The sequence below is a fragment of the Flavobacterium phycosphaerae genome (genome assembly GCF_010119235.1).
In the GTDB taxonomy this organism is placed as follows: Bacteria; Bacteroidota; Bacteroidia; order Flavobacteriales; family Flavobacteriaceae; genus Flavobacterium; species Flavobacterium phycosphaerae.
Map to the genome: position 1 here is coordinate 905,947 of NZ_JAAATZ010000001.1, position 21,421 is coordinate 927,367.

Consider the following 21,421-nt stretch of genomic DNA (forward strand, 5'->3'; position numbering starts at 1 on the left):
TACATAATGGATGTAACTACTATATTATTATTACTGCTGGTTGGTTCAATAGCAACCTTTTTGGCCGGAGATAAATTAGCTTCCAAAGTCGCACTGCTTTTCAGTTTGGGCGCTTTAGGTTTGTCATTGTATTTGTTAAACTTATTGAATCAAGGAACGAACATCAGCTTCATGGCCGGTTGGATTGACAACCCGAAAGTAGCCTTAGCCTTCAAAGCGGATGGATTGGCGATGGCCATGGTTTTATTAACCACAGCCTTGACGCCTTTGATTGTATTTTCTTCTTTTGGAAATCAATTCAACAACAGCAAAAACTTTTATGCCTTAGTATTGTTCATGGCCTTTGCTATGACCGGAACGTTCTTAGCCGCTGACGGTTTATTGTACTATATCTTCTGGGAATTGGCGTTGATTCCGATTTACTTCATCGCTTTGATTTGGGGTAACGGTGATGCCGAAGAACGCAAAAAAGCAGTATTGAAATTCTTCATCTATACGCTTGGAGGTTCGTTATTCATGCTAATCGCTTTTGCTTATTTATACTCTAAAGCCGGAAGCTTCCTTTTAGAAGATTTATATAAATTAGATTTAACCGCTACAGAACAATGCTGGATATTCTTTGCCTTCTTCTTAGCCTATGCGATTAAAATTCCAATCATACCTTTCCACACTTGGCAGGCCAAAGTATACCAAAAAGCCCCAACGGTTGGAACCATGTTACTATCAGGTATCATGCTGAAAATGGGATTGTACAGCGTTATTCGTTGGCAATTGCCTATCGCCCCTGAAGCAGCCAAAACTTACATGCCCATCCTAATCGGGTTGAGTATTGCGGGCGTGATTTATGGTTCGATAGTAGCTTTACGTCAAAAAGATTTGAAAAAACTATTGGCTTATTCTTCCTTAGCACACGTTGGTTTAATAGCTGCCGGTTGTTATACCTTAACGCTTGACGGATTGAGTGGTGCGGTATCACAAATGATTGCACACGGTTTCGTTATTGTTGGGTTGTTCTTTGCCGCTGAAATCATTTACAGAAGATATGAAACCAATAAGATAGCTGAGATGGGCGGAATCAGAACCCAAACGCCTAAATTCACTTCGATGTTTATGATTATGGTTTTAGCCTCTGTGGCTTTACCGGGTACCTTCAACTTTGTGGGAGAGTTTACCGTATTGTACAGTTTAAGTCAAGCCAATATCTGGTTTGCTGTTTTGGGTGGAACCACCATTATTTTAGGAGCTTACTATATGTTGAAAATGTTCCAAAATGTAATGTTGGGCGAAACCAATACCAAAGCATTTGCTGATGTAACCACCAATGAAGCGATCACATTCATCGTTATCATTGCTTTTTTATTATTCTTTGGCTTGTATCCAAAACCTATCGTGGATTTGGTGACCCCAAGTTTAAAAGAGATTTTAACCACTATTAATAACTAAGTCCTACCAATGAATACATTAATTGCCATATCAGGTTTAGGTGTTTTTTGCCTTATCGCTGAAATCTTTAATTTAAGAAAGCTGTTAGTTCCGGTTGCGATCCTTGGTTTACTAGCTATATTAGGACTTACCGTTTCCGAATTCAACACGCCACAGGCTTACTACAACAATATGATTGTAGTCGATAAATTCTCGGTAGCCTTCTCGAGTTTGTTTATAGTGCTGACTATTTTCTTGGTGGCCCTGAGCGGCGACTTTTACAAAGAACATCAAACCAAAATATCCGACTTCATCGCCATAAAGATTTTCCTTTTGGCCGGAGCCGTAGCTATGGTGTCTTTCGGCAACTTATCGATGTTCTTCTTAGGCATTGAAGTCTTATCGATCTCATTATATGTCTTGGCCGCCAGCCGACGCTTGGACGTAAAAAGCAACGAGGCCGGAATGAAATATTTCCTTTTGGGTTCTTTTGCTTCAGGTATTCTGTTGTTTGGAATTTGCTTAATCTATGGCGCCACTGGGTATTTTGACATAGCCGAAATCAAAGACTTGTCTGCCGGTGCCGGATTGCCAATCTGGTTCCCAATTGGAATCACCTTAATGGTAATCGGAATGTTATTCAAAATTGCCGCAGCTCCTTTCCATTTCTGGGCTCCTGATGTATACGAAGGGTCTCCGTCTATGACTACAGCCACGATGAGTACCTTAGCCAAAGTAGTAGCTATGGCCGCGTTGTACAAATTGTTAAGCGGTATGACTTCCTCATTATCCACCACCTTTGAAATGGTAATCGTGGTCGTTTCTATCCTATCGATGACAATCGGAAATATCATGGCCTTGCGTCAAAAGAATGTAAAACGTATGTTGGCCTTCTCCGGAATTTCACATGCCGGTTTTATGTTGATGGCCGTTTTAAGTTTGGCTACCTCAGCCAGCACGCTTTTATATTATACTGCTGCTTATGCCTTATCCGGTATTGCTTCTTTTGCCGTAATCATTTATGTAACGCGTAACAAAGACAACGAAGACATTGCCAACTTCAACGGTTTAGGCAAAACCCATCCGTTATTGGCTGCAGTGTTAACAGCTTCGCTTTTATCTATGGCGGGAATCCCAATCTTTGCCGGGTTCTTTGCTAAGTTTATGTTGTTCAGTCTAACGATCAAATCCGGATTCTTAGTAGTCGTAATTGCCGGTGTGCTTAACTCTATCATCAGCATTGGCTACTATTTCAAATTGATTTTGGCCATGTACACCAAAGACGCTGCCGAAGAAAAGCAAGCCGTGCCTTTTGTGTATTATGCCGTAGCGGTATTAGCTATTTTGCTGAACATCCTGATGGGAATCTATCCGTCGTTTGTGACCAATTTATTGAGCTAAACAATACTTTATTCAACATAGTAAAAAACCATCAAGAGCGATTTTGATGGTTTTTTGTTTTAAATAAATTCTATATTTGGGTAACCAATAAAATCTCACATGGAAAACCCAAGCAAAGTATCGGCAGTTCTCAAAAAACTTCCTTATGATATTATACTATTCTTTCTATTTGCCTTTGCCATTACTATCTTCAGTTTTTATTTGAATTTGGATATCAATAAAAAACTAAAAGCCTCCCTAATGCCTTACACCGGTTGGGGCTTTGGGAGAGGGTATTTTTTCATCCTGTTTTTCATTCCACTCTGTCTTCTTTCGTTCAAAGGCACGGTAGACAAAACGCTGAGAATTCTGCGCATAGCCATCATTATTTCCATGCTGATGCAACTCTATATCGGCATTCAGGACTGGCTTCAGGTTGCCCCCGAAGATTATACCAATCCCAACCCGTATTTGCGTTACGATACCTTAACACCTATTTACACCATTTTCACACCATTGTTTTGGACGCTCCTAATGGCAATCACACTCTTGTGGAATTACTTCAAAAACAAAAAGGAAACCAACCTGAATTTGGATACCCCGGCTTAAAAATAGTAAACCATCAGAGCTTATTTGATGGTTTTTTTATTATCAACAATCGGCAAAATTAACTTTTGTTCCACCGCAAAATGTTTAATTTTATACCATGTACGCCCTAGTTGATTGCAATAACTTTTACGCTTCCTGCGAACGGGTCTTCCAGCCTAAACTGGTAGGCCAGCCCATTGTTATTTTATCCAATAACGACGGTTGTATTATCTCGCGCAGTGATGAAGCCAAGGCCTTGGGCATTCCTATGGGGGCACCCGAATTCAAAGTGCGCGAGGAACTCAAAGCCAAAAACATCAAAGTCTTCTCTTCCAACTATCCTCTGTATGGCGATTTGAGCAGCCGCGTGATGAAAATACTGGAAGGCTTCACGCCTCATGTTGAACCCTACAGCATCGACGAAGCGTTTATGCATTTTGACGGAGTAAACGTAACCGACTTCCACGACTACGGCCTGCAAATGAAAAGTCGCATCCTCAAATGGCTCAGCATTCCGGTTTCCGTAGGATTTGCCGACACCAAAGCCCTGGCCAAAGTCGCCAATAAAATCGCCCGTAAGTTTCCCGAAAAAACAAAAGGTTCCTACGTCATCGATACCGAAGAAAAACGCGTAAAAGCCTTAAAATGGACGAAAATCGAAGACGTTTGGGGCATTGGTTTTCGCCTCACTAAAAAAATGAAAGCCAAGAACATCAACACCGCTTATGAGTTTACCCTGCCGCAACACGAAGCCTTCATCAAAACCACGATGGGCGTTACCGGCATGCGACTGAAATACGAGCTCGAAGGGAAGTCGGTCTTAACGCTCGACAACCCGTTGGAAGACAAAAAGAGCATCGCCATTACCCGCAGTTTTGCCGGCAACATCACCACGCTTGACGAAATGAAAGAACGCGTTTCTACCTTCGCAACGGTGTGTGCCGAAAAGCTCCGCAAACAAAAATCCTGCTGCCACGGGGTTATCCTGTACCTGCGCAAAGACAAGTATAAAACCGAAAGAGCGCGGTACAATTTTTACCGAATGGAAACACTGCCGTTTGCCAGCAACTCCTCAATTACCATTAGCAACCTGGCGGTAAAAATGCTCAAGGCCATTTTTGAAGAAGGCGAAATCTATAAAAAAGCCGGAGTTATCGTAACCGATATTCTGCCCGAAAACCAAAAGCAGTTCCACCTCTTTGAGGAAGAAAACCCTAAACACCTCAAGCTGATGCAAGTCATAGATGCCTATTATAAAAAAACCGGAGAACGCAAAATACGCCTGGGCTGCCAAGACCTGCAACGCACCTGGAAAATGAAACAAGAGCATTTGTCCAAAAAATACACTACTGATTTTAAAGAAATACTGGAGATTCCATGTCGTTAAATAAAACCCTCACGTTCTTTATCCCCGATACCGAAAACCCTCGGGAGCTGCCTTTGTTTGGGGGCGGCATCAAAGCCGGGTTTCCCTCCCCTGCGGCCGACTTTGACGAAACCAGAATCAGTTTGGATAACGTACTGGTCAAAAACCACGAGGCCACCTTCTACGCCAAAGCCTCGGGAACCTCTATGACAGGTGCCGGTATAGACGATGGCGATATTATGGTTATTGACCGTAGCCTTGAACCCACTGATGGCAAAATAGCCGTGTGCTGCATTGACGGCGAATTCACCGTAAAGCGCATCCAAATACAAAAAGACGGCCTCTTCCTGCTCCCCGAAAACAAAGACTTCCAACCCATCAAAGTCACCCAAGACAACCAACTTCTTATTTGGGGGATTGTGACGTATGTGATTAAGAGGGTGTGAACAAAAGCCAATCCTACAAAGTTTCCTTTTTGTTATAACGCTGCGCAAATGTTTACTGACTTTGCACCATTAAGCGGGTACCCTAAGCCGGTTTTTGCCCCCTTTTAAAGGAGTAATAAAATAAATGCCAATTAAAAAATTATTACACTTTTGTAATAAAACAAATTCTAAAAAAATAATTATTACAAAACTGTAATAAAAATGATTTTGGTATACGTTTTGTTACAGCCTTATTTATGAAAGCAAAAAAAGAACGTATCAGAGATTCATTAGGCCTCACACAGGAAGAGCTGTCTTTATTGTTGGAGGTAGGCCACAGTCGGTTAGCATTGCATGAGTTGGGAGCTCGCCAGATTCCTTTTACAGCCACCCAACGACTGGCGGATATGCTTCAGGTGGCCAAAACGGCGGTTACTTCGGTATTTTTAAAGTCGCGTGCTGCCGAACAAGTCGTTAAGCATAAAACTTATTTTGAAAAATTGCTCAAAGACAATCAGTACCATCAAGTGCGAATCGCTCGCCTTCTGGCTTCTTTAGCGCAAAAATACCAGTCCAAACTCATAGCGCTGCACTTAGTGAACCAACTGGGGATTGACTGGAAAGAGAAGGCCCCGCATCATCTGACGTATCTGGGCGCTTTGAAAAACGGTTTAATCAGACTACTAGACAAAAAAGGGCATTCCCAAATCGTGCACTACCAAATCAAATTACAGTTATTAAAAGAGGAGGAAAAGTTATTGCAGGCAGAAATTGATTCTCCTTCAACAGGCTTAGAATGTCTGGAAACCCGTAACCCTCTTACACCCGAAAACGAAACCTTATATTGCTCTCCCACCACTATACCCATTAAAATTATACAACATTCCGCCAAAAGTATGTAAGAAGTAGTGGCCAATAAGGAAGTACCTTTATAGGAACTTAAAATACAGGACTATGAAAACAGTACACCACCTCCGAAAAGGCCTGTTGCTGGTTATGGTAATGGCTTTTCTTTCTTGTTCCTCCGGGTATTATGCCAATCACGGCACCGCCTCTGACCGAACCGGAACCAACGGCGCCACCAACGGTACCGGAAAAGTGCCGAGAGGCACCTCACACCGGGTTAATTATTAACTTACATGCCGAGTTTCCTTTTGCTCCATACCGTAAAACCATAAAAAAAGCCCGATACAAAAGTTTCGGGCTTTATAGTTGAATTTTAATGGCGAAATACTAGTAATAGTACTGTAAAACAGTATCTGTATTGCTCCCTGCACTATGGGTTACCGGGAAATCATTTGAATTATAAGTATAATGCTGATCGGTTGTATAAACCGTACCTCCGTTTTCAGAGTAGGTCGATTGTAGTAGGTTGTGACTTGGTTGTTCTAACCCGATTACATTTTTGAATGGGTTGTTTTTAGTATCATAAGCATAAGTAAACGTTTTTATAATCGTCCCTGTATCTTCTTCTCGGCTGCTTATGGCTCCATTGCTCATGGTTATGGTATTATGGGAGACCATAATGTCCTGACTGTTTAAATCTCCACTATAGCTTATGGAAGAAATAGTCCCGTCAGCATTATAAGTAAAGATTTCTCTTGTCCCGGTTCCGTTGTAATAATCCAATTTCACGAATGACTTCTTACGGTTGTCAGTATCAAAAGTGTAAATATCTCTTTCTGTCAGCGTGTTGGAAATATCGAAGAACTCCACTTTGGTAATTAAGTCACCCGTATAGGTATAAACACCCCTCCGGATATAATCGGTAGTAGAAAGAACAGATTCAACCATTTTGTTCCCATTGTAGGTGTATTCAAAAGTGAAAATACCAGCCGGGTCAGTTTCTACTATTTTCTTAACCAGTATAGAACCGGTTGGTACTGAACTATCACCGGAGGAACAAGATTGAAATAGTACAAACAGCAGGCATAATAAGATGGGTTTTCTCATAAGATGGGTTTCAAATGTTTAAACAAAAATAACAAAATAGCAATACAAACTCCTCCTCCTCATTGTCGAACGAAATCGAAGATTTGATAAAGTCTGCCCTTTCGTATGGTATTCTGAAAGTTATAAAGTGAAAAAAGCCAAATATAAAACTATACCTTAGTGAACTACTATACCCATTGCCAATGGCTTAGAATTTTTTTTGAAATTTTATTTAAAATTGTTTGTGAAAAATAAAAATCGCATTATATTTGCAACCGCTTAAAAGATATAAATCTTCCTCCTTAGCTCAGTTGGTTAGAGCATCTGACTGTTAATCAGAGGGTCCTTGGTTCGAGCCCAAGAGGGGGAGCAGAAAGAAAGCCTGATACGAAAGTATCGGGCTTTTTTATTTTACCTCAATTAGACAGGAGAAGTTTAAAGGAAGACCCGGGAATAGTAAACAAAAAGCCTGATAGCAATGTATCAGGCTTTATATTTTAATACGCTTGGCAAACGGTACCTAAAGCTATTTAGATAAAATATTACTTGTGAAAAATCGCCTTGTAAATATCATTCCCGTTAGCAAAAAGCAATAACGAAATAAGTAATACAAAGCCAACCAGTTGCGCTCTTTCTAAGAACTTATCACTAGGCTTTCTGCCCGAAATCATTTCGTATAATAAAAACATCACATGACCCCGTCAAGCGCCGGAATCGGTAATAAATTCATCACCCCAAGCATAATAGACAGCAAAGCCGTAATGCTCCAAAACGCTTCCCAACTCCAAGTATTCGGGAAAATATTAAAGATAGCGGCAAAACCACCCACGCCTTTATAGGCTCCTGTTTTAGGGTTAAAGATAGCTTTCAACTGTTTGCCGTAATTGCCCAATTGCGTAAAGCCACGGTCAATACCCACCGGAATCGATTCAAAGAATCCGTATTCTTGTTTGCTTATCTTGTAATAGCCTAATTTTTCTAAATCACTATAAGGGGCTCTGAAAGCGTATACCACGCCCAGCTTACCTTTATCGTTTACTTTCAGGCTAAGCGACACTTCTTGCCCGTCTCTTTTAACCACTACCGGAATCGTTTTTCCTTTTAAGGTGTCAAGAGCGGCTACTACTTCATCGGCATACTTAACCGGTTGTCCGTTAAAACTGCTGATAATGTCTCTGCTTTTTAAAACGCCTTTGTTGTGCGAGTCCTCAGGCACATCGGTAATCACAAACGGAACACGCAATTCAATCAGCGACCCTTTTTTGCCTGCCATCAACTGATCAATAAAGTTGACCGGAAAATGGACCTTTTCTTCTTTACCGTCACGAAGTACAATGATTTCTTTAGACAAAAACAACTTCTCATTCGATTCAAAAAAGCGTTCTACCTTTTCTCCATCAATAGAAACCAACTTATCGCCGGTTTTCAATCCTGCTTTTTCTACCACCGGATTGGTAATCCAAATTCCGTCTTTGACTTCGCTGTTAGCAATATATTGTTCACCATAAAAAAACGTCATCCCAATATAAATGATAAACGCCAAAATGAAATTTACCGTTACCCCACCCAACATAATAATCAAACGTTGCCAGGCCGGTTTAGAGCGGAACTCCCAAGGTTGTGGTTCCTGAGCCATTTGCTCGGTGTCCATACTCTCATCAATCATTCCCGATATCTTAACATAGCCTCCCAAAGGCAACCAGCCGATACCGTATTCGGTTTCTCCGATTTTCTTTTTCAGTAACGAATATTTGATGTCAAAAAATAAATAGAATTTCTCTACGCGGGTTTTAAATAATTTGGCCGGAATAAAATGCCCCAGCTCGTGCAGTATAATTAGTATTGATAAACTCAGTAAAAATTGAGATAATTTGATTGCAATTTCCATTTCTTATTTGTCAGTTTCTTTTAAACGCACAAAAGTAAGGTTTTCACCTTACTCCTGCATACTATATTGGTTGAAGATTACTTTTTTATGAATTTTTTATGATAGATGCCCTCGGCCGTTTGAATGTCAATGTAATGAACCCCTGATGACAGGCTGCTTACCGCGATATCCAAAGTAGTACTTTCAAGCACTTTTTGCCCAAGACTGTTGTAAATTACCGCTTTTTCCAAAGCCAAAGTAGTCGGCATTTGAATGTGTAAAACCTCCACACTCGGATTAGGATAAACCGTTACCGCCTTGTCCATTTCAAAAGCCTGATTACCTAAAGTGATGTTAGAATTTTTAGAAATAAGATGTCTTTCAGGATCAAAAGCAACACCGGTCACTACAAAAGGAACGCTCACGATAAACGATTCGCCATTAACGGTATTGTTTACTACCAAATCTTGCTGCTCTCCGTTGGGACCATAAACTCTTATCGGAACCGGCATTTCAAAATAAGTCACCGACGGATGCGACTGGGTTTGATTCACCACCAATTTTACCTGCCCGGCACCCCAGTTCTGAGCGGTGATAGTATAAGTAGGATAGCCCTGATTGTAAATCCAATCGTTAAAAAACTCGGTCAAACTTTGGCCGTAAACCGCTTCCAAATGCCCTTTTAAATCAGTAGTCACCGCATACTTATAAGCCAAATTCGGATCGGCTAAATAATTCTTAACCCCCTGAAAAAATGCAGCATCGCCTAGTTTAAAACGCAGCATTTCCAACACCATAGCTCCTTTATCATAGCTAAACTGACCACTAAAAATTCGACCAACATTCGTAGCCTGCGTATCGGTTAAATAAACAGCGCCCCCGGTAGTCGACGTAATATTGTCAATCATAGATTGTTTCTCCAGGACAAAAGAATCCAAGCCATCAAAATTCTCGATAACCATAGCCGCCAAATAGGTAGCAAATCCTTCGTTTAACCAAATATCTTTCCAAGAACCGCAAGTGATTTTGTCTCCAAACCACTGATGTCCCATTTCATGAGCAATCAATTCTCGGCTGAAATTAACCATAAACGATACCGTAGTATGCTCCATACCGCCGCCCCAGCCAAACTGAGCATGTCCGTATTTTTCGTTGTGAAACGGATAAATCTCAAACAAATTTTCATACAATTCCAAAATAGCCGGTGTTTCATCCAACAGGGGTTGTATGGTGGCTAAATTTTCGGGATAGATATAGTTGATAATCGGATATTGAGACGTTGCTCCTCCGATTTGATTGTAAACGCTGTAATTGGTACAGGCAATAGCAATCAAATACGCCGGAATAGGATAGCCATGATGAAAATGAGTGGTTTTATTGCCTCCCGAAATGACCGGGGCGGTGGTTTCTATACCATTAGAAACCGAAACATATTGTGAGGGTGCTGTGATGTACACATCAATACTGTCTATTTTATCACTCAAGTCTTGTTTACAAGGCCACCAGTCGCGAGCACCAAAAGGCTCCGAAAGGGTCCAGATAATTCCGGTACCGTTATGAGTGGCTTTCTCAAAAGAACCCATACCGTTATTGGGCGGCGTGCCCGAATAAGTAACCTCAATCGTGGCCGAAGTGCCTGCCGCTTGTGTAGCCGGTAAGGTGATGACTAGCTCATTATTTGTGTTTTCCACAAAAGCCAAATCGGTAGTCCCCATTTTAACCGCACTTGTTGTCAGCTCATTCGCCAAATCAAAAGTAATGGTCGTCATGTTGGCCAAAGCGGTGTAAGTAGTCGTTACTTTCCCGGAAATAAATTTTGAGGCAGCTCCCGGATTTATCGAAAACTCTAATTTATGATAGGTAATATCGTAATTTTGGGTATTGGCATTAACCTGCAGATTCATTGTTTTGGCCGCCGATTTCATTTCAGCCTCTGCTATGGCATGTCGGGACACACTATTTTTTTGGGCAAAAACAGCACTTATCGAAAGGCAGAGCCATAAAACGTAGCTTTTTTTCATGGTATGGTAGAAATTTTTGCGAATATAATAATAAACCACTGTACCCTTTATTAAAAATAGGGTAAAATAATGTCTTAGAAACAGCTTCGTAATCTTTTACCCTAAAAAGTAAGTTTTAAGACAACTGAAAGGTTTTATCAAACATTTCATTAAATTTGCCTCCTTATAAAGAAAATGTCATGTTACAAATAAGTTACATCAGAGAAAATCAGGAAAAAGTGGTTGCCGCTTTAGCCAAAAAACACATGGATGCCAAGGCTATCGTTGCCGACGTAATCCAATTAGACGAAAACAGAAGAAGCACTCAGGTGGCTCTTGACAATACTTTGGCGGAAGCTAACAAACTTTCGTCCGCTATCGGCGAAATGATGAAAAGCGGCGAAAAAGCCAAAGCCGAAATTTTAAAACAAAAAACCAGTCAACTGAAAGAAACCAGCAAGGAACTTTCAGAAAAATTGGACGCCTATGCCAGTGAGTTGCAACAAAAAATGTACTTGCTGCCTAACCTCCCTGCCGCTATCGTTCCGGAAGGAAAAACACCGGAAGAAAACCTAAACGTTTTTCAGGAAGGCGACATCCCGGTATTGCATGAAGGCGCACAGCCCCACTGGGAGTTGGTAAAAAAATACGACATCATCGACTTTGAATTAGGTGTAAAAATCACCGGAGCCGGATTCCCGGTATACAAAGGAAAAGGCGCTCGCTTACAACGCGCTTTGATTGCTTATTTCTTAGATAAAAATACAGCCGCAGGATACCAAGAATATCAGGTACCTCATTTGGTTAACGAAGCGTCAGGTTTCGGAACCGGACAATTACCGGATAAAGAAGGACAGATGTACCACGTGGGAGAAGATGATTTATACCTAATCCCAACCGCGGAAGTACCGGTGACCAACTTATTCCGCGATGTGATTTTACAAGAAAACGAATTGCCGGTTTTATGCACAGGCTACACACCTTGTTTCCGTAGAGAAGCCGGTTCGTATGGTGCTCACGTTCGAGGATTGAACCGTTTACACCAGTTTGACAAAGTAGAAATCGTTCGTATCGAACATCCTGATAATTCCTATGCTGCCCTTGACGGCATGGTGGAACATGTAAAAGACATTATGCGCGAATTGAAATTACCTTTCCGTATCTTGAGACTTTGCGGCGGTGATATGAGCTTTGCTTCGGCATTGACTTACGATTTCGAAGTGTTTTCTACAGCACAAGACCGTTGGTTAGAAATCAGTTCGGTTTCTAATTTTGAAACGTTCCAAGCCAACCGTTTGAAATTGCGTTTCAAAGGCAAAGATGGTAAAACTCAACTGGCGCACACTTTGAACGGAAGTTCATTAGCCTTACCAAGAGTTTTAGCCGGCATCATCGAAAATTATCAAACTCCGGAAGGTATCGTAATCCCGGAAGTATTGCGCCCTTATACCGGTTTCGATATCATTAACTAAAAAAGTTAATCTTTAGCAAACAATGTACTAATCGAGCACAAAAAGTGTTACTTTAGTACATTGTTCGTTTTATTTCAAAGTATGAAAAAACTCCTGCTCACCGCGTTCTTATTCCTGTCATTTTTGGCTAAGGCCCAAAGTGATCAATTGGCCAATAACTATTTTGACCGTGGCGATTTTGAGAAAGCGTTACTAACTTATCAGGATTTATTAAAAACAGCCGAGGGCAATTTCAACTATTTCCAAAGGGTAATTGAGTGTTACCAGCAGTTACAGCAATATGACAAATCGCAAAAAGCCTTAGAGGAGCGTTTTGACAAATACAAACAAAGCAATCTTTTGGTGGAACTGGGTTTTAATTACCAACTGCAAAAAAACCAGGAGAAAGCTAAAAAATACTACGATCAGGCCATTGATAAAATCAAAAAAAATGCGGCCGAAGTATATGGCATCGCCTACCTTTTTGAAAAGAAGGCCTTGTTTGATTATGCGTTACTGGCTTATAAAACCGCTTTAGAAAAAGAGCCTAAAATGAGTTTCAGCTTTCAAATGGCTACGCTTTACGGGCAACAAGGCAACACCGATTTAATGATTGAAACCTTCCTGGATGAATCGGTTAAAAACCCACAAAACCTGCCGATAATTCAAAATCAGTTGTCTCGATTCATGACCGAAGAAGTAGACACTACTTTTAATGAAGCCTTGAAAAAAGCCTTGTTAATCAGAGCCCAAAAAACACAAGATGTGATTTGGAACGATTTTTTAAGCTGGTATTTTGTGCAACTTAAAGAATACGGCAAAGCCTTTGTGCAGCAAAAAGCCATCTACAAAAGAGACCCCAATTCTTTTGCCAACATTGTCAATTTGGGACAAATGGCCATAGAAGACAATGATGAAGATTCAGCGCAAGAAATCCTGACGTTTGTTTTAGACAACACTCAAGACATAGAACTATTGGTGCAGTCTCATTCCTATTTGATTGAAATGAGAATCAACCACGCGTTGGAAAAAGATTATCCGGCCATCACTCAGGAATTAGAAAATTTAATAAAACAATTTGGCGTAAGTCCTTACACTCTTTCGCTATTAGAATTGCAGGCCAACTTTACTGCGTTTCATTTGAACAATCCCGAAAAAGCGAAAACCATTTTAAAAAATGCTATGGAAATGCCTATCAATCGCTACCAAATGGCAGAAGTGAAAATGGCGCTGGCGGATATCTTTTTATTTGAAGAAAAATTCAACCAGGCTTTGATTTATTATTCACAGATTGATGAAGACATGGGCGGTGATGCTATTGGCCAGGAAGCCAGTTTGAAAACGGCCAAAACCAGTTATTTTAAAGGTGATTTTCAGTGGGCCTCACATCAATTGAAAGTACTCAAATCGGCTCCATCTCAATTGATAGCCAATGATGCTTTAGATTTATTTTTACTAATCAGTGACAACACCGTAGAAGATTCTACCCAAGTGGCTTTGAAGAAATTTGCCCGCGCGGATTTTCTGTTATATCAAAATAAAAAATCGGAATCCTTAGCCCATTTTCAAGCAATTTTAAAAGAAAACAAAGGCGATGTTATTGAACCGGTGGCGTTGTTGCGCATTGGTAAACTCTATGAAAAAATGGGTGATTTTGTCAAAGCATTGGAGAACTACAATGAAATCATCACCAAGCACAACGAGAGCATATACATTGATGAAGCGCTTTATTTTTCAGCAGAAATTTACAACACCCAACTCCACGACCCCGACAAAGCCAAACCGCTATACGAAGAAATGATTTTCAAGCACGAAGACAGCATTTACTTTGTCGACTCGAGGAATAAATACCGAAAACTGCGCGGCGATACTAATCTTTAGTAGTCGTAATTCATAATTTCAAATTCGTAATTCAAAATGATACTTTACAACGTTACCATCAACATACAAGAAAGCGTTCACGACCAATGGATGCGCTGGATGCAGGAAAAACACATCAACGACATGCTGGCTACCGGAAAATTTTCTTCGGCGCGTATGGTTAAAGTTTTGGTGGAAGAAGAAATGGGTGGCACCACCTATTCTATTCAATTTACTACGGATTCCAAAGAAACCTTGCAAAAATACTATGATGAAGATGCTCCAAAACTAAGAGCAGAAAGCGCTCAATTGTTTGGTGACAAGATGTTGGCTTTCCGTACCGAATTGGAATTAATTTCTGATCATTAAGTCACCCGTTGTCATTCCCGCGAAGGCGGGAACCCACAAATAAAACAGTATAGAAGATGGAACTATTTCCTCAATACTTTGTTTATATTTTAGCCAGCAAGAAAAATGGGACGCTCTACATTGGAGTTACCAACAATATTGAAAGAAGAATTGAAGAGCATAAAAACAAAGTAAACCCAAACTGTTTTACAGCAAAATATGCTATAGATTTGTTAGTATACTATGAGATTTTCCAATATATAAACGATGCTATTCTAAGAGAAAAACAACTCAAAAAATGGAATCGACAATGGAAAATAAATTTGATTGAAGCAGAAAACAAAGATTGGAAAGATCTTTCTGAAGAATGGAGTAATTAATATAGATTCCCGCCTTCGCGGGAATGACAATTGGAATAAAAATGAACCAAGTAAAAGCCAAAAAACACCTAGGGCAACACTTCTTAACCGATGAAAATATTGCCAAAAATATTGCCGACACACTGGGTTTAGAAGGCTATGACAATGTATTGGAAATAGGCCCGGGCATGGGTGTACTGACGAAATATCTGTTGGAAAAACCCACCACTACTTATGTGATTGAAATCGATACCGAGTCGGTAGAATACCTCAATACCCATTACCCTAAATTGCACGGTAAAATCATTTCCAAAGATTTTTTGAAATACAACATCAATGAAATTTTTGAAGGCCAACCGTTTGCCATTACGGGTAACTTCCCCTATAATATTTCTTCGCAAATCGTTTTTCGTTGCTTGGATTTACGGGAACAAGTTCCTGAGTTTTCGGGCATGTTTCAAAAAGAAGTGGCCGAAAGAATCTGCTCTAAAAAAGGCAACAAAGTGTATGGCATTTTATCGGTGTTAGTACAGGCGTTTTATGATGCCGAATACTTGTTTACGGTAGATGAGCATGTTTTCAATCCGCCACCCAAAGTAAAGTCGGGTGTTTTACGCTTACGAAGAAAAGCCGATTTTCATCTGCCCTGTAACGAAAAACTATTTTTCAGTGTGGTAAAAACGGGCTTTCAGCAACGCCGCAAAACCTTACGAAACAGCTTAAAATCATTCAACCTTTCGGATAATTTAAAAGAAGATAGTATCTTTGACCTCCGTCCGGAGCAATTATCTGTAGAACAGTTCATCGAACTTACTCAAAAAATAGAAGCCAATGCAGTTTAAAATCAGCAAAGAACTCTTAGCGCAAATCGAGCAACTCATTCACGACAAAAATGACCATGAATTGGAAATTTTGTTGAATGACATGCACCATGCCGATATTGCCGAGATTTTTGATGAATTAGACATTGAAGAAGCCACCTATATTTTTAGGATTTTAGACAGTGAAATCACCGCCGAAATCCTGCCGGAACTGGAAGATGACGTTCGTGAAAAAATACTTCAAGGCCTTTCTGCTAAAGAAATTGCCGAAGAATTAGACGAATTAGATACCGATGACGCGGCAGATATTATTGCCGAATTATCACAAAGCAAAAAAGAAGAAGTAATCTCCGAGTTGGAAGACGTAGAGCACGCCAAAGACATTGTCGATTTGTTGCGCTATAACGAAGACACTGCCGGGGGATTGATGGGAAAAGAGTTGGTAAAAGTCAATGAAAATTGGAACGTACTGACCTGCGTAAAAGAAATGCGCCTGCAAGCAGAACATGTCACCCGCGTGCATTCCATTTATGTAGTAGATGACGAAAACCGATTAAAAGGCCGATTGTCTTTGAAAGATTTACTGACTACATCTACCAAAACACCGGTCAGCGAAGTATACATCAAAAAAGTAGATTACGTAAAAGTAGATACCCCCAACACTGAGGTGGCCCGTATCATGCAAAAATACGACTTGGAAGCCATTCCCGTAGTTGATGAAATGGGGCGTTTGGTAGGGCGTGTCACGGTAGACGATATCATTGATGTGATTAAAGAAGAAGCCGATAAAGATTACCAAATGGCGGCAGGTATCACCCAAGACGTTGAAGCCGGAGATACTGTATTTGAATTAATCAAAGCGCGTCTGCCATGGCTTTTGATTGGTATGGTAATCGAAATAGTCGCTTCTTTTGTTTTAAAGAATAATGAATCGGCATTTCACAAATATGAAACCCTTATCATTTTTGTACCCTTATTGTCTGCAACAGCCGGAAATATTGGCGTTCAGGCCTCGGCTATAGTCGTGCAAGGGTTGGCCAATGGGTCGTTAAAAGAATTCAGTCAAAATTACTTTAAAAAGGAATTGTTAGTGGCCATGCTTTCCGGCACGATAATTTCACTCTTTCTGTTGGTTTATCATTCCGTGATGTACCAACAATACCAAGTAGGCTTGGCCATTTCCATCTCTATTATAGTGGTTATCCTCTTTGCAGCCATGTTGGGCACCTTGGTTCCTTTATTTCTGCACAAAAACAAAATTGATCCCGCTATTGCTACCGGACCATTTATTACTACAACCAATGATGTCTTCGGTATCATTCTTTATTTTGCCATAGCAAGATTAATTCTTGGATTTTAGTGTTAGAAAACTTTTTGAAGATCACTCCTTATTTACATTTTATAACACGAACACTTTTTTGCTCAATTTGCAACTGTAATTGTCTTAAGAAAATGCTTGCTTTGTAGTAAAAGATAAGATTTGGCTTTGACAAAATGATGTCAGACAAAGAGGATTGAACATTATTACAGCAACTACAAATGAACGTTATAGTGACACCGGCTCTACAACTATGGAGAACTATTTTACGGAAATATTACAAAAAAAGCACTTAATGAAAGCTATCTAAAGCTCGGAGTGTGTTGTATAATGACTAGTCAGAAACTGAGGAGAATATCAAGCGATTTTTGAAAAGGTAGCTAAAAACGAGACCTAAGCTCTTCATAGAATAAAATGTTAGCAAACGAATTTTACTCTTTTTGTAGTTTATCAACTATTCTTTTTTAGAATTACATTTTTCAATAAAAATGAAATACATTTAAAATTACTATTGGTTTAAATACTCTTTGAAGTCAATGCCGTCAGGTAATCTTCCAACATTCTGTAATTTCATAGCGGCTAATTTTTGTGCAATGGTCATACTTTGATCAATGGTTTTGTGATGCAATTGAGCATATAAAAAACCCGTCCAAAAAGCATCTCCGGCGCCAGTGGTATCTTTAACATCTTCAATAGGAATAGCTTTTTGAAAAAACAATCCTTGCGTTACATCTGATACAACAACACCATTTTTCCCCTTGGTTAAGCAAATAGTGTTAGCCCCTAAGCTATGAAAATACTCAAAAATAAATTCTTCTGATTTAACCGATGAAAACAAACGATAACAATCATCTTCACTTAATTTAACCAAAGGATCATAGCTTAAATATTCCTTAATCACCTCTTTTGCTTCTTCTCTATCAGGCCAAATACGTTCTGAAAAATTAATGTCAATACTTAACTTAAGACCCAATTCTTTTGCTTTTTTGGCACGATTTATTATGGTATCTCTCGCCGGATTTTTACTTAATGCAAAACAAGTAGTGTGAAATATTTTGGCGTCAACCAAAACGTCATCCGGTAATTGACTCTCAAAAATTTCACAATCGGCTTGACGGTAAGGAATAAAATCAGGGGTTTCTGTTGATTTGGAAACAAAAATAACTGAGGTGGGCGTCGTTTCTGATTTTCTGATATAATTAGTGTTTACATTGTTGGTTTTTAATTTGCGAATAACATAATCACCTAATCCGTCTTGACCACATGAGGCTACCAATATGGCATTTAACCCTAAGCGCGAAGCATTAACTGCAACGTTGGTAGGCGACCCTCCTAAAAAGCGGTGATAATCTTTAGTTCTATTAATAGAGGTATTGATTTCATGTCCTATAAAATCTATTAAAACTTCTCCTATACTTATGATGTCTATTGATTTCAAATTAGACTAAAATTTTAAAATTATTATATAATGATTGATGCAATAAAACTGCAGCAGCCGCACTCCAAGCACAGTTGGAAACACCATTAGGCTCATTGGTTTTAGAATTGAAATTTTCATAAAAAGAAAATTCCAGCTTAGCATTTGCCTCGTTTATATTTTCCAAAATCAATGCTGCCTTTTTTTCTTCCGCTTTTGCCAATAAGGCCAATCCAAAAAATCCGTTTACCATAGGCCAACTTCCTCCGTTATGAAACTCATAAGGATAATTTCGGAATTCATATTTGCAATTGTTCTTCAATAAATTCCAATGCTCATCAGTTTCTAAAATAGGTGGCCAAAATGCGGGGAGTAATCCTAACCTAGTTTCTTTTGCTAATGAAACCGAATGATTGATAATCTTTTTTTGAAAAACAGTTGAGCCAATATTTAGCAAAGCAACCAATGAATTGGCAAAGGCATCAAACTGTGTTTTATAGCCCGATGGTGAAAAAGAACATGGCATGAAATCTTGGAAATCAACTTCATTGTAGGCCCGTTCATGGTATTTTTCTCCCTCTGTATGAGGCATGAAATTGATTTCAATTTGCTTAGTGATTTGTATAATTTTTTCGGTTATGACATCACTTTTAACAAAGTAGTTATAGCATTTTAATGCCCATATTCTCAATAGTTGGTCGTATAACACATAACCGTCTGTTATATATTCATCAGCCCAATTCCCTGAAAGCGGGACATATACAAGATGTTTATTGTTGAATTCCCAAGAATCCAAAAGAGCAAGACACTTCTCAATTTGACTATTGTGACTGCTCACAAAAGACACATCACATTTATAAAAAGCATATTGACAAACTCCTATGATAAACCAAGTTACTGCATCAACTCTGCCTGCCAAACCTCCATAACTCACTTCCGTTCCTACCTCATTAATCAAAACATTTGAGGGAATAGTACCTACAGGATGTTGGTTTTTAGCCAAAGTTTCCAAAGTTTCTTTAAAGGCATTTATTAACTCTTCATCGCCTGATGCCAATGCAGCCAACCCGCAAATAACGCCATCACGGGCCCAAACTCTTTTATAATTGGAGGTGTTTTCGGCACTAGCCAAAAAACCTTGGGGTGTGGCAACCTTTCGCAATAACTCAATCGACTTGTCGTAGGCTAAACTATTCACTGATGGCTTGTTTTTTGGTTGAAATAAAAAGGGTTATAATAGCACTAATAATCAGCAATACTCCGGCAAAAGTGATGGCTAGTCTTGCATCATTATGTAAAAAATGCTTCATAATAAATCCGAAGGTTATCGTTTGGATAAACATGGGTATTACAATCATCATATTTATGATTCCCATATAAACACCGTAACGTTCCTTTGGAATATTAGAAACAATCATCAAATACGGAATCCCCATCATACTTGCCCATCCTATGCCAAATCCAGTAATAGCAGGAAATAATAAATATTTATTGTGAATGTGAGGAAATAATAAAAATCCGGTAGCTGCCAAAACCAAACATCCGAAATGCACATGTTTTGGCGAATACTTTTTAGCAAAATACACCAATGAAAACGCACACAAAAAAGTAACAATATTGTACCATCCATTTACTAATCCTGTCCAACTGACTGCTTCTCCATACAATTTAATATCCTTTTCCGGAGTAGTATTCCACACGGAAAGGGCTATACTTTTGGATGAATTTTGCCAATAACAAAACAAAGCATACCATTGAAATAAATAAACCAAAGCTAATTGCCACATAACCTTAGGCATTTCGATTACTGCCTTTATAATATCAGCAAATGGAGTTATAAGACTCAGTCTTTCAGATTGTATTTTTTGCAATTCTTCTTCAGTAGGCGGAATTTCTTTTGTGGTATAAGAACTCCACCAAACAGAGCCGATGGAACAAAGTGCCCCTAAAAAAAACGAAGCAAAAACCCATGTGGGAAGTTTACCCGTAGTGCCTATAAAAATTAATGGAAAAATAAAAAGCGAGAGGTTAGCCAAGGTTTGCCCAAAACCGGTAAAAAAACTTTGTGCCTGAAACCCCATTGGTTGTTGGGATTCATCCAGTTTATCTGCAATAAAAGCACGATAAGGTTCCATTGCGGTGTTATTTCCTGCATCTAAAATCCAAAGCAAACCGGCAGCCATCCATAATGAGCTACTAAATGGAAAAAGAAATAATGCCACGCTGCAAATTAATGCTCCTATTAAGAAAAATGGTTTTCTTCTACCGCCTAATCTTGGCAACCAAGTTTTATCGCTCAAGGCTCCGATTATGGGCTGAATCAACAGTCCTGTTAATGGTCCGGCCAAATTAAGTAACGGTATTTGATCGGGGTGAGCTCCTAAAAAATCATATATCGGATTTACAGCACTTTGTTGCAATCCGAAACTATATTGAATACCAAAAAAACCAACATTCATATTGATGATTTGCCAAAAACTCAAGTGGATTTTTCTATTCATGATAAGCTATTTTAACTTTTTGAGAAATTCCTCAAAAACACCATTATTAGTAAAAATAATTCCTTGCTTATCAATAACTGGTATCCCAAGGTTTGAGGTGCTTATTCCGGCATTTTTTAACTTAAATAACATTTCGTGTAAAGCTTCTTGATTCTTATCGATGTCAAAAAAAACGAATTCAATATTATTATCTTTTAAATATTTTTTAGTGTCAATACAATAATGACAATCTTCACTACCATAGACTATCATAACCGATTTTGTCTGTTTCTTTTCCTGAGCATACAGACTACAATTAAAAACTAGAGCAAAAAAGAAAATGAGTAGGGCTGATTTTTTCATGGTTTCAACAGTTTGGTAAAATAG

General features: G+C 39.3%; 19 protein-coding genes, 1 tRNA gene and 1 pseudogene. 14 read left to right on the forward strand and 7 right to left on the reverse strand.

The features are described from left to right. Positions 1–6 precede the first annotated feature (6 nt). The 7 genes from GUU89_RS03960 (at position 7) to GUU89_RS03990 (ending at position 6,315) form a co-directional block, all read left to right on the forward strand. Positions 7–1,443, forward strand: coding sequence for a complex I subunit 4 family protein (locus GUU89_RS03960; RefSeq protein ID WP_162126708.1), 1,437 nt, complete (start codon positions 7–9; stop codon positions 1,441–1,443). Between the two features lie 9 nt (positions 1,444–1,452). Next, a complete protein-coding gene (locus GUU89_RS03965) occupies positions 1,453–2,823 on the forward strand; it encodes an NADH-quinone oxidoreductase subunit N (protein WP_162126709.1) in 1,371 nt (456 codons plus the stop codon). 99 nt (positions 2,824–2,922) lie between these two features. Next, positions 2,923–3,411 (forward strand): hypothetical protein, encoded by a 489-nt coding sequence (locus tag GUU89_RS03970; RefSeq protein WP_162126710.1) that lies wholly within the window; start codon positions 2,923–2,925, stop codon positions 3,409–3,411. Between the two features lie 97 nt (positions 3,412–3,508). Next, positions 3,509–4,777, forward strand: a complete 1,269-nt coding sequence (locus tag GUU89_RS03975; protein ID WP_162126711.1) for a Y-family DNA polymerase — start codon at positions 3,509–3,511, stop codon at positions 4,775–4,777. 53 nt (positions 4,778–4,830) lie between these two features. Further along, entirely contained in the window at positions 4,831–5,202 is a 372-nt protein-coding gene (locus tag GUU89_RS03980; RefSeq protein ID WP_394350905.1) for a LexA family protein, read from the forward strand. A gap of 236 nt (positions 5,203–5,438) precedes the next feature. Further along, on the forward strand, positions 5,439–6,083 hold the full coding sequence (locus GUU89_RS03985; RefSeq protein WP_162126713.1) for a helix-turn-helix domain-containing protein: 645 nt from the start codon (positions 5,439–5,441) through the stop codon (positions 6,081–6,083). A 52-nt stretch (positions 6,084–6,135) separates the two neighbouring features. Next, positions 6,136–6,315, forward strand: coding sequence for a hypothetical protein (locus GUU89_RS03990; protein WP_162126714.1), 180 nt, complete (start codon positions 6,136–6,138; stop codon positions 6,313–6,315). Between the two features lie 99 nt (positions 6,316–6,414). Here GUU89_RS03990 and GUU89_RS03995 read toward each other — a convergent pair whose 3' ends face one another. After that, positions 6,415–7,134: a hypothetical protein gene (locus GUU89_RS03995; protein ID WP_162126715.1), complete on the reverse strand. Its 720-nt coding sequence runs from the start codon at positions 7,132–7,134 to the stop codon at positions 6,415–6,417. 275 nt (positions 7,135–7,409) lie between these two features. Here GUU89_RS03995 and GUU89_RS04000 point away from each other — a divergent pair. Beyond that, positions 7,410–7,483: transfer RNA gene (locus GUU89_RS04000), tRNA-Asn, on the forward strand. Positions 7,484–7,655: 172 nt separating this feature from the next. Here GUU89_RS04000 and rseP read toward each other — a convergent pair. Beyond that, a pseudogene (gene rseP, locus GUU89_RS04005) lies at positions 7,656–9,001 on the reverse strand (RIP metalloprotease RseP). 77 nt (positions 9,002–9,078) lie between these two features. After that, a complete protein-coding gene (locus GUU89_RS04010; RefSeq protein ID WP_162126716.1) occupies positions 9,079–11,001 on the reverse strand; it encodes a M1 family aminopeptidase in 1,923 nt (640 codons plus the stop codon). Positions 11,002–11,180: 179 nt separating this feature from the next. On the opposite strand from GUU89_RS04010, the gene serS reads away from it, so the two are divergent. The 6 genes from serS (at position 11,181) to mgtE (ending at position 17,179) form a co-directional block, all read left to right on the forward strand. Beyond that, positions 11,181–12,452, forward strand: coding sequence for a serine--tRNA ligase (gene serS / locus GUU89_RS04015; RefSeq protein WP_162126717.1), 1,272 nt, complete (start codon positions 11,181–11,183; stop codon positions 12,450–12,452). 81 nt (positions 12,453–12,533) lie between these two features. Continuing rightward, positions 12,534–14,312 (forward strand): tetratricopeptide repeat protein, encoded by a 1,779-nt coding sequence (locus GUU89_RS04020; protein WP_162126718.1) that lies wholly within the window; start codon positions 12,534–12,536, stop codon positions 14,310–14,312. 36 nt (positions 14,313–14,348) lie between these two features. After that, a complete protein-coding gene (locus tag GUU89_RS04025; protein WP_162126719.1) occupies positions 14,349–14,660 on the forward strand; it encodes a DUF4286 family protein in 312 nt (103 codons plus the stop codon). A 56-nt stretch (positions 14,661–14,716) separates the two neighbouring features. Beyond that, the gene (locus GUU89_RS04030) at positions 14,717–15,019 is read left to right on the forward strand and encodes a GIY-YIG nuclease family protein (protein WP_162126720.1); all 303 of its coding nucleotides are present in this window, start codon (positions 14,717–14,719) and stop codon (positions 15,017–15,019) included. A gap of 41 nt (positions 15,020–15,060) precedes the next feature. Continuing rightward, positions 15,061–15,840: a 16S rRNA (adenine(1518)-N(6)/adenine(1519)-N(6))-dimethyltransferase RsmA gene (gene rsmA, locus GUU89_RS04035; protein WP_162126721.1), complete on the forward strand. Its 780-nt coding sequence runs from the start codon at positions 15,061–15,063 to the stop codon at positions 15,838–15,840. Continuing rightward, the gene (gene mgtE, locus GUU89_RS04040) at positions 15,830–17,179 is read left to right on the forward strand and encodes a magnesium transporter (RefSeq protein WP_162126722.1); all 1,350 of its coding nucleotides are present in this window, start codon (positions 15,830–15,832) and stop codon (positions 17,177–17,179) included. Before rsmA ends, mgtE begins: the two co-directional genes overlap by 11 nt. Before the next feature lie 466 nt (positions 17,180–17,645). Here the strand turns inward: mgtE and GUU89_RS04045 are convergent, their stop codons facing one another. From GUU89_RS04045 to GUU89_RS04060, 4 genes are read right to left on the reverse strand one after another with little or no spacing between them, the layout of a single operon-like run. Then, positions 17,646–18,575, reverse strand: coding sequence for a carbohydrate kinase family protein (locus GUU89_RS04045; protein WP_162126723.1), 930 nt, complete (start codon positions 18,573–18,575; stop codon positions 17,646–17,648). Position 18,576: 1 nt separating this feature from the next. After that, the gene (locus GUU89_RS04050; RefSeq protein ID WP_162126724.1) at positions 18,577–19,752 is read right to left on the reverse strand and encodes a glycoside hydrolase 100 family protein; all 1,176 of its coding nucleotides are present in this window, start codon (positions 19,750–19,752) and stop codon (positions 18,577–18,579) included. Further along, the gene (locus GUU89_RS04055) at positions 19,745–21,055 is read right to left on the reverse strand and encodes an MFS transporter (protein ID WP_162126725.1); all 1,311 of its coding nucleotides are present in this window, start codon (positions 21,053–21,055) and stop codon (positions 19,745–19,747) included. The genes GUU89_RS04050 and GUU89_RS04055 overlap by 8 nt, the downstream gene beginning before the upstream one ends. A gap of 6 nt (positions 21,056–21,061) precedes the next feature. Then, complete coding sequence (locus GUU89_RS04060) at positions 21,062–21,397, reverse strand: glutaredoxin family protein (RefSeq protein ID WP_162126726.1); 336 nt, start codon at positions 21,395–21,397, stop codon at positions 21,062–21,064. Between the last annotated feature and the right edge of the window lie 24 nt (positions 21,398–21,421).

Coding starts and splice junctions, on each gene's coding strand:
- GUU89_RS03960 (WP_162126708.1), top strand. CDS start 7: ATGGATGTAACTACTATATTATTATTACTGCTGGTTGGTTCAATAGCA.
- GUU89_RS03965 (WP_162126709.1), top strand. CDS start 1,453: ATGAATACATTAATTGCCATATCAGGTTTAGGTGTTTTTTGCCTTATC.
- GUU89_RS03970 (WP_162126710.1), top strand. CDS start 2,923: ATGGAAAACCCAAGCAAAGTATCGGCAGTTCTCAAAAAACTTCCTTAT.
- GUU89_RS03975 (WP_162126711.1), top strand. CDS start 3,509: ATGTACGCCCTAGTTGATTGCAATAACTTTTACGCTTCCTGCGAACGG.
- GUU89_RS03985 (WP_162126713.1), top strand. CDS start 5,439: ATGAAAGCAAAAAAAGAACGTATCAGAGATTCATTAGGCCTCACACAG.
- GUU89_RS03990 (WP_162126714.1), top strand. CDS start 6,136: ATGAAAACAGTACACCACCTCCGAAAAGGCCTGTTGCTGGTTATGGTA.
- GUU89_RS03995 (WP_162126715.1), bottom strand. CDS start 7,134: ATGAGAAAACCCATCTTATTATGCCTGCTGTTTGTACTATTTCAATCT.
- GUU89_RS04010 (WP_162126716.1), bottom strand. CDS start 11,001: ATGAAAAAAAGCTACGTTTTATGGCTCTGCCTTTCGATAAGTGCTGTT.
- serS (WP_162126717.1), top strand. CDS start 11,181: ATGTTACAAATAAGTTACATCAGAGAAAATCAGGAAAAAGTGGTTGCC.
- GUU89_RS04020 (WP_162126718.1), top strand. CDS start 12,534: ATGAAAAAACTCCTGCTCACCGCGTTCTTATTCCTGTCATTTTTGGCT.
- GUU89_RS04025 (WP_162126719.1), top strand. CDS start 14,349: ATGATACTTTACAACGTTACCATCAACATACAAGAAAGCGTTCACGAC.
- GUU89_RS04030 (WP_162126720.1), top strand. CDS start 14,717: ATGGAACTATTTCCTCAATACTTTGTTTATATTTTAGCCAGCAAGAAA.
- rsmA (WP_162126721.1), top strand. CDS start 15,061: ATGAACCAAGTAAAAGCCAAAAAACACCTAGGGCAACACTTCTTAACC.
- mgtE (WP_162126722.1), top strand. CDS start 15,830: ATGCAGTTTAAAATCAGCAAAGAACTCTTAGCGCAAATCGAGCAACTC.
- GUU89_RS04055 (WP_162126725.1), bottom strand. CDS start 21,055: ATGAATAGAAAAATCCACTTGAGTTTTTGGCAAATCATCAATATGAAT.
- GUU89_RS04060 (WP_162126726.1), bottom strand. CDS start 21,397: ATGAAAAAATCAGCCCTACTCATTTTCTTTTTTGCTCTAGTTTTTAAT.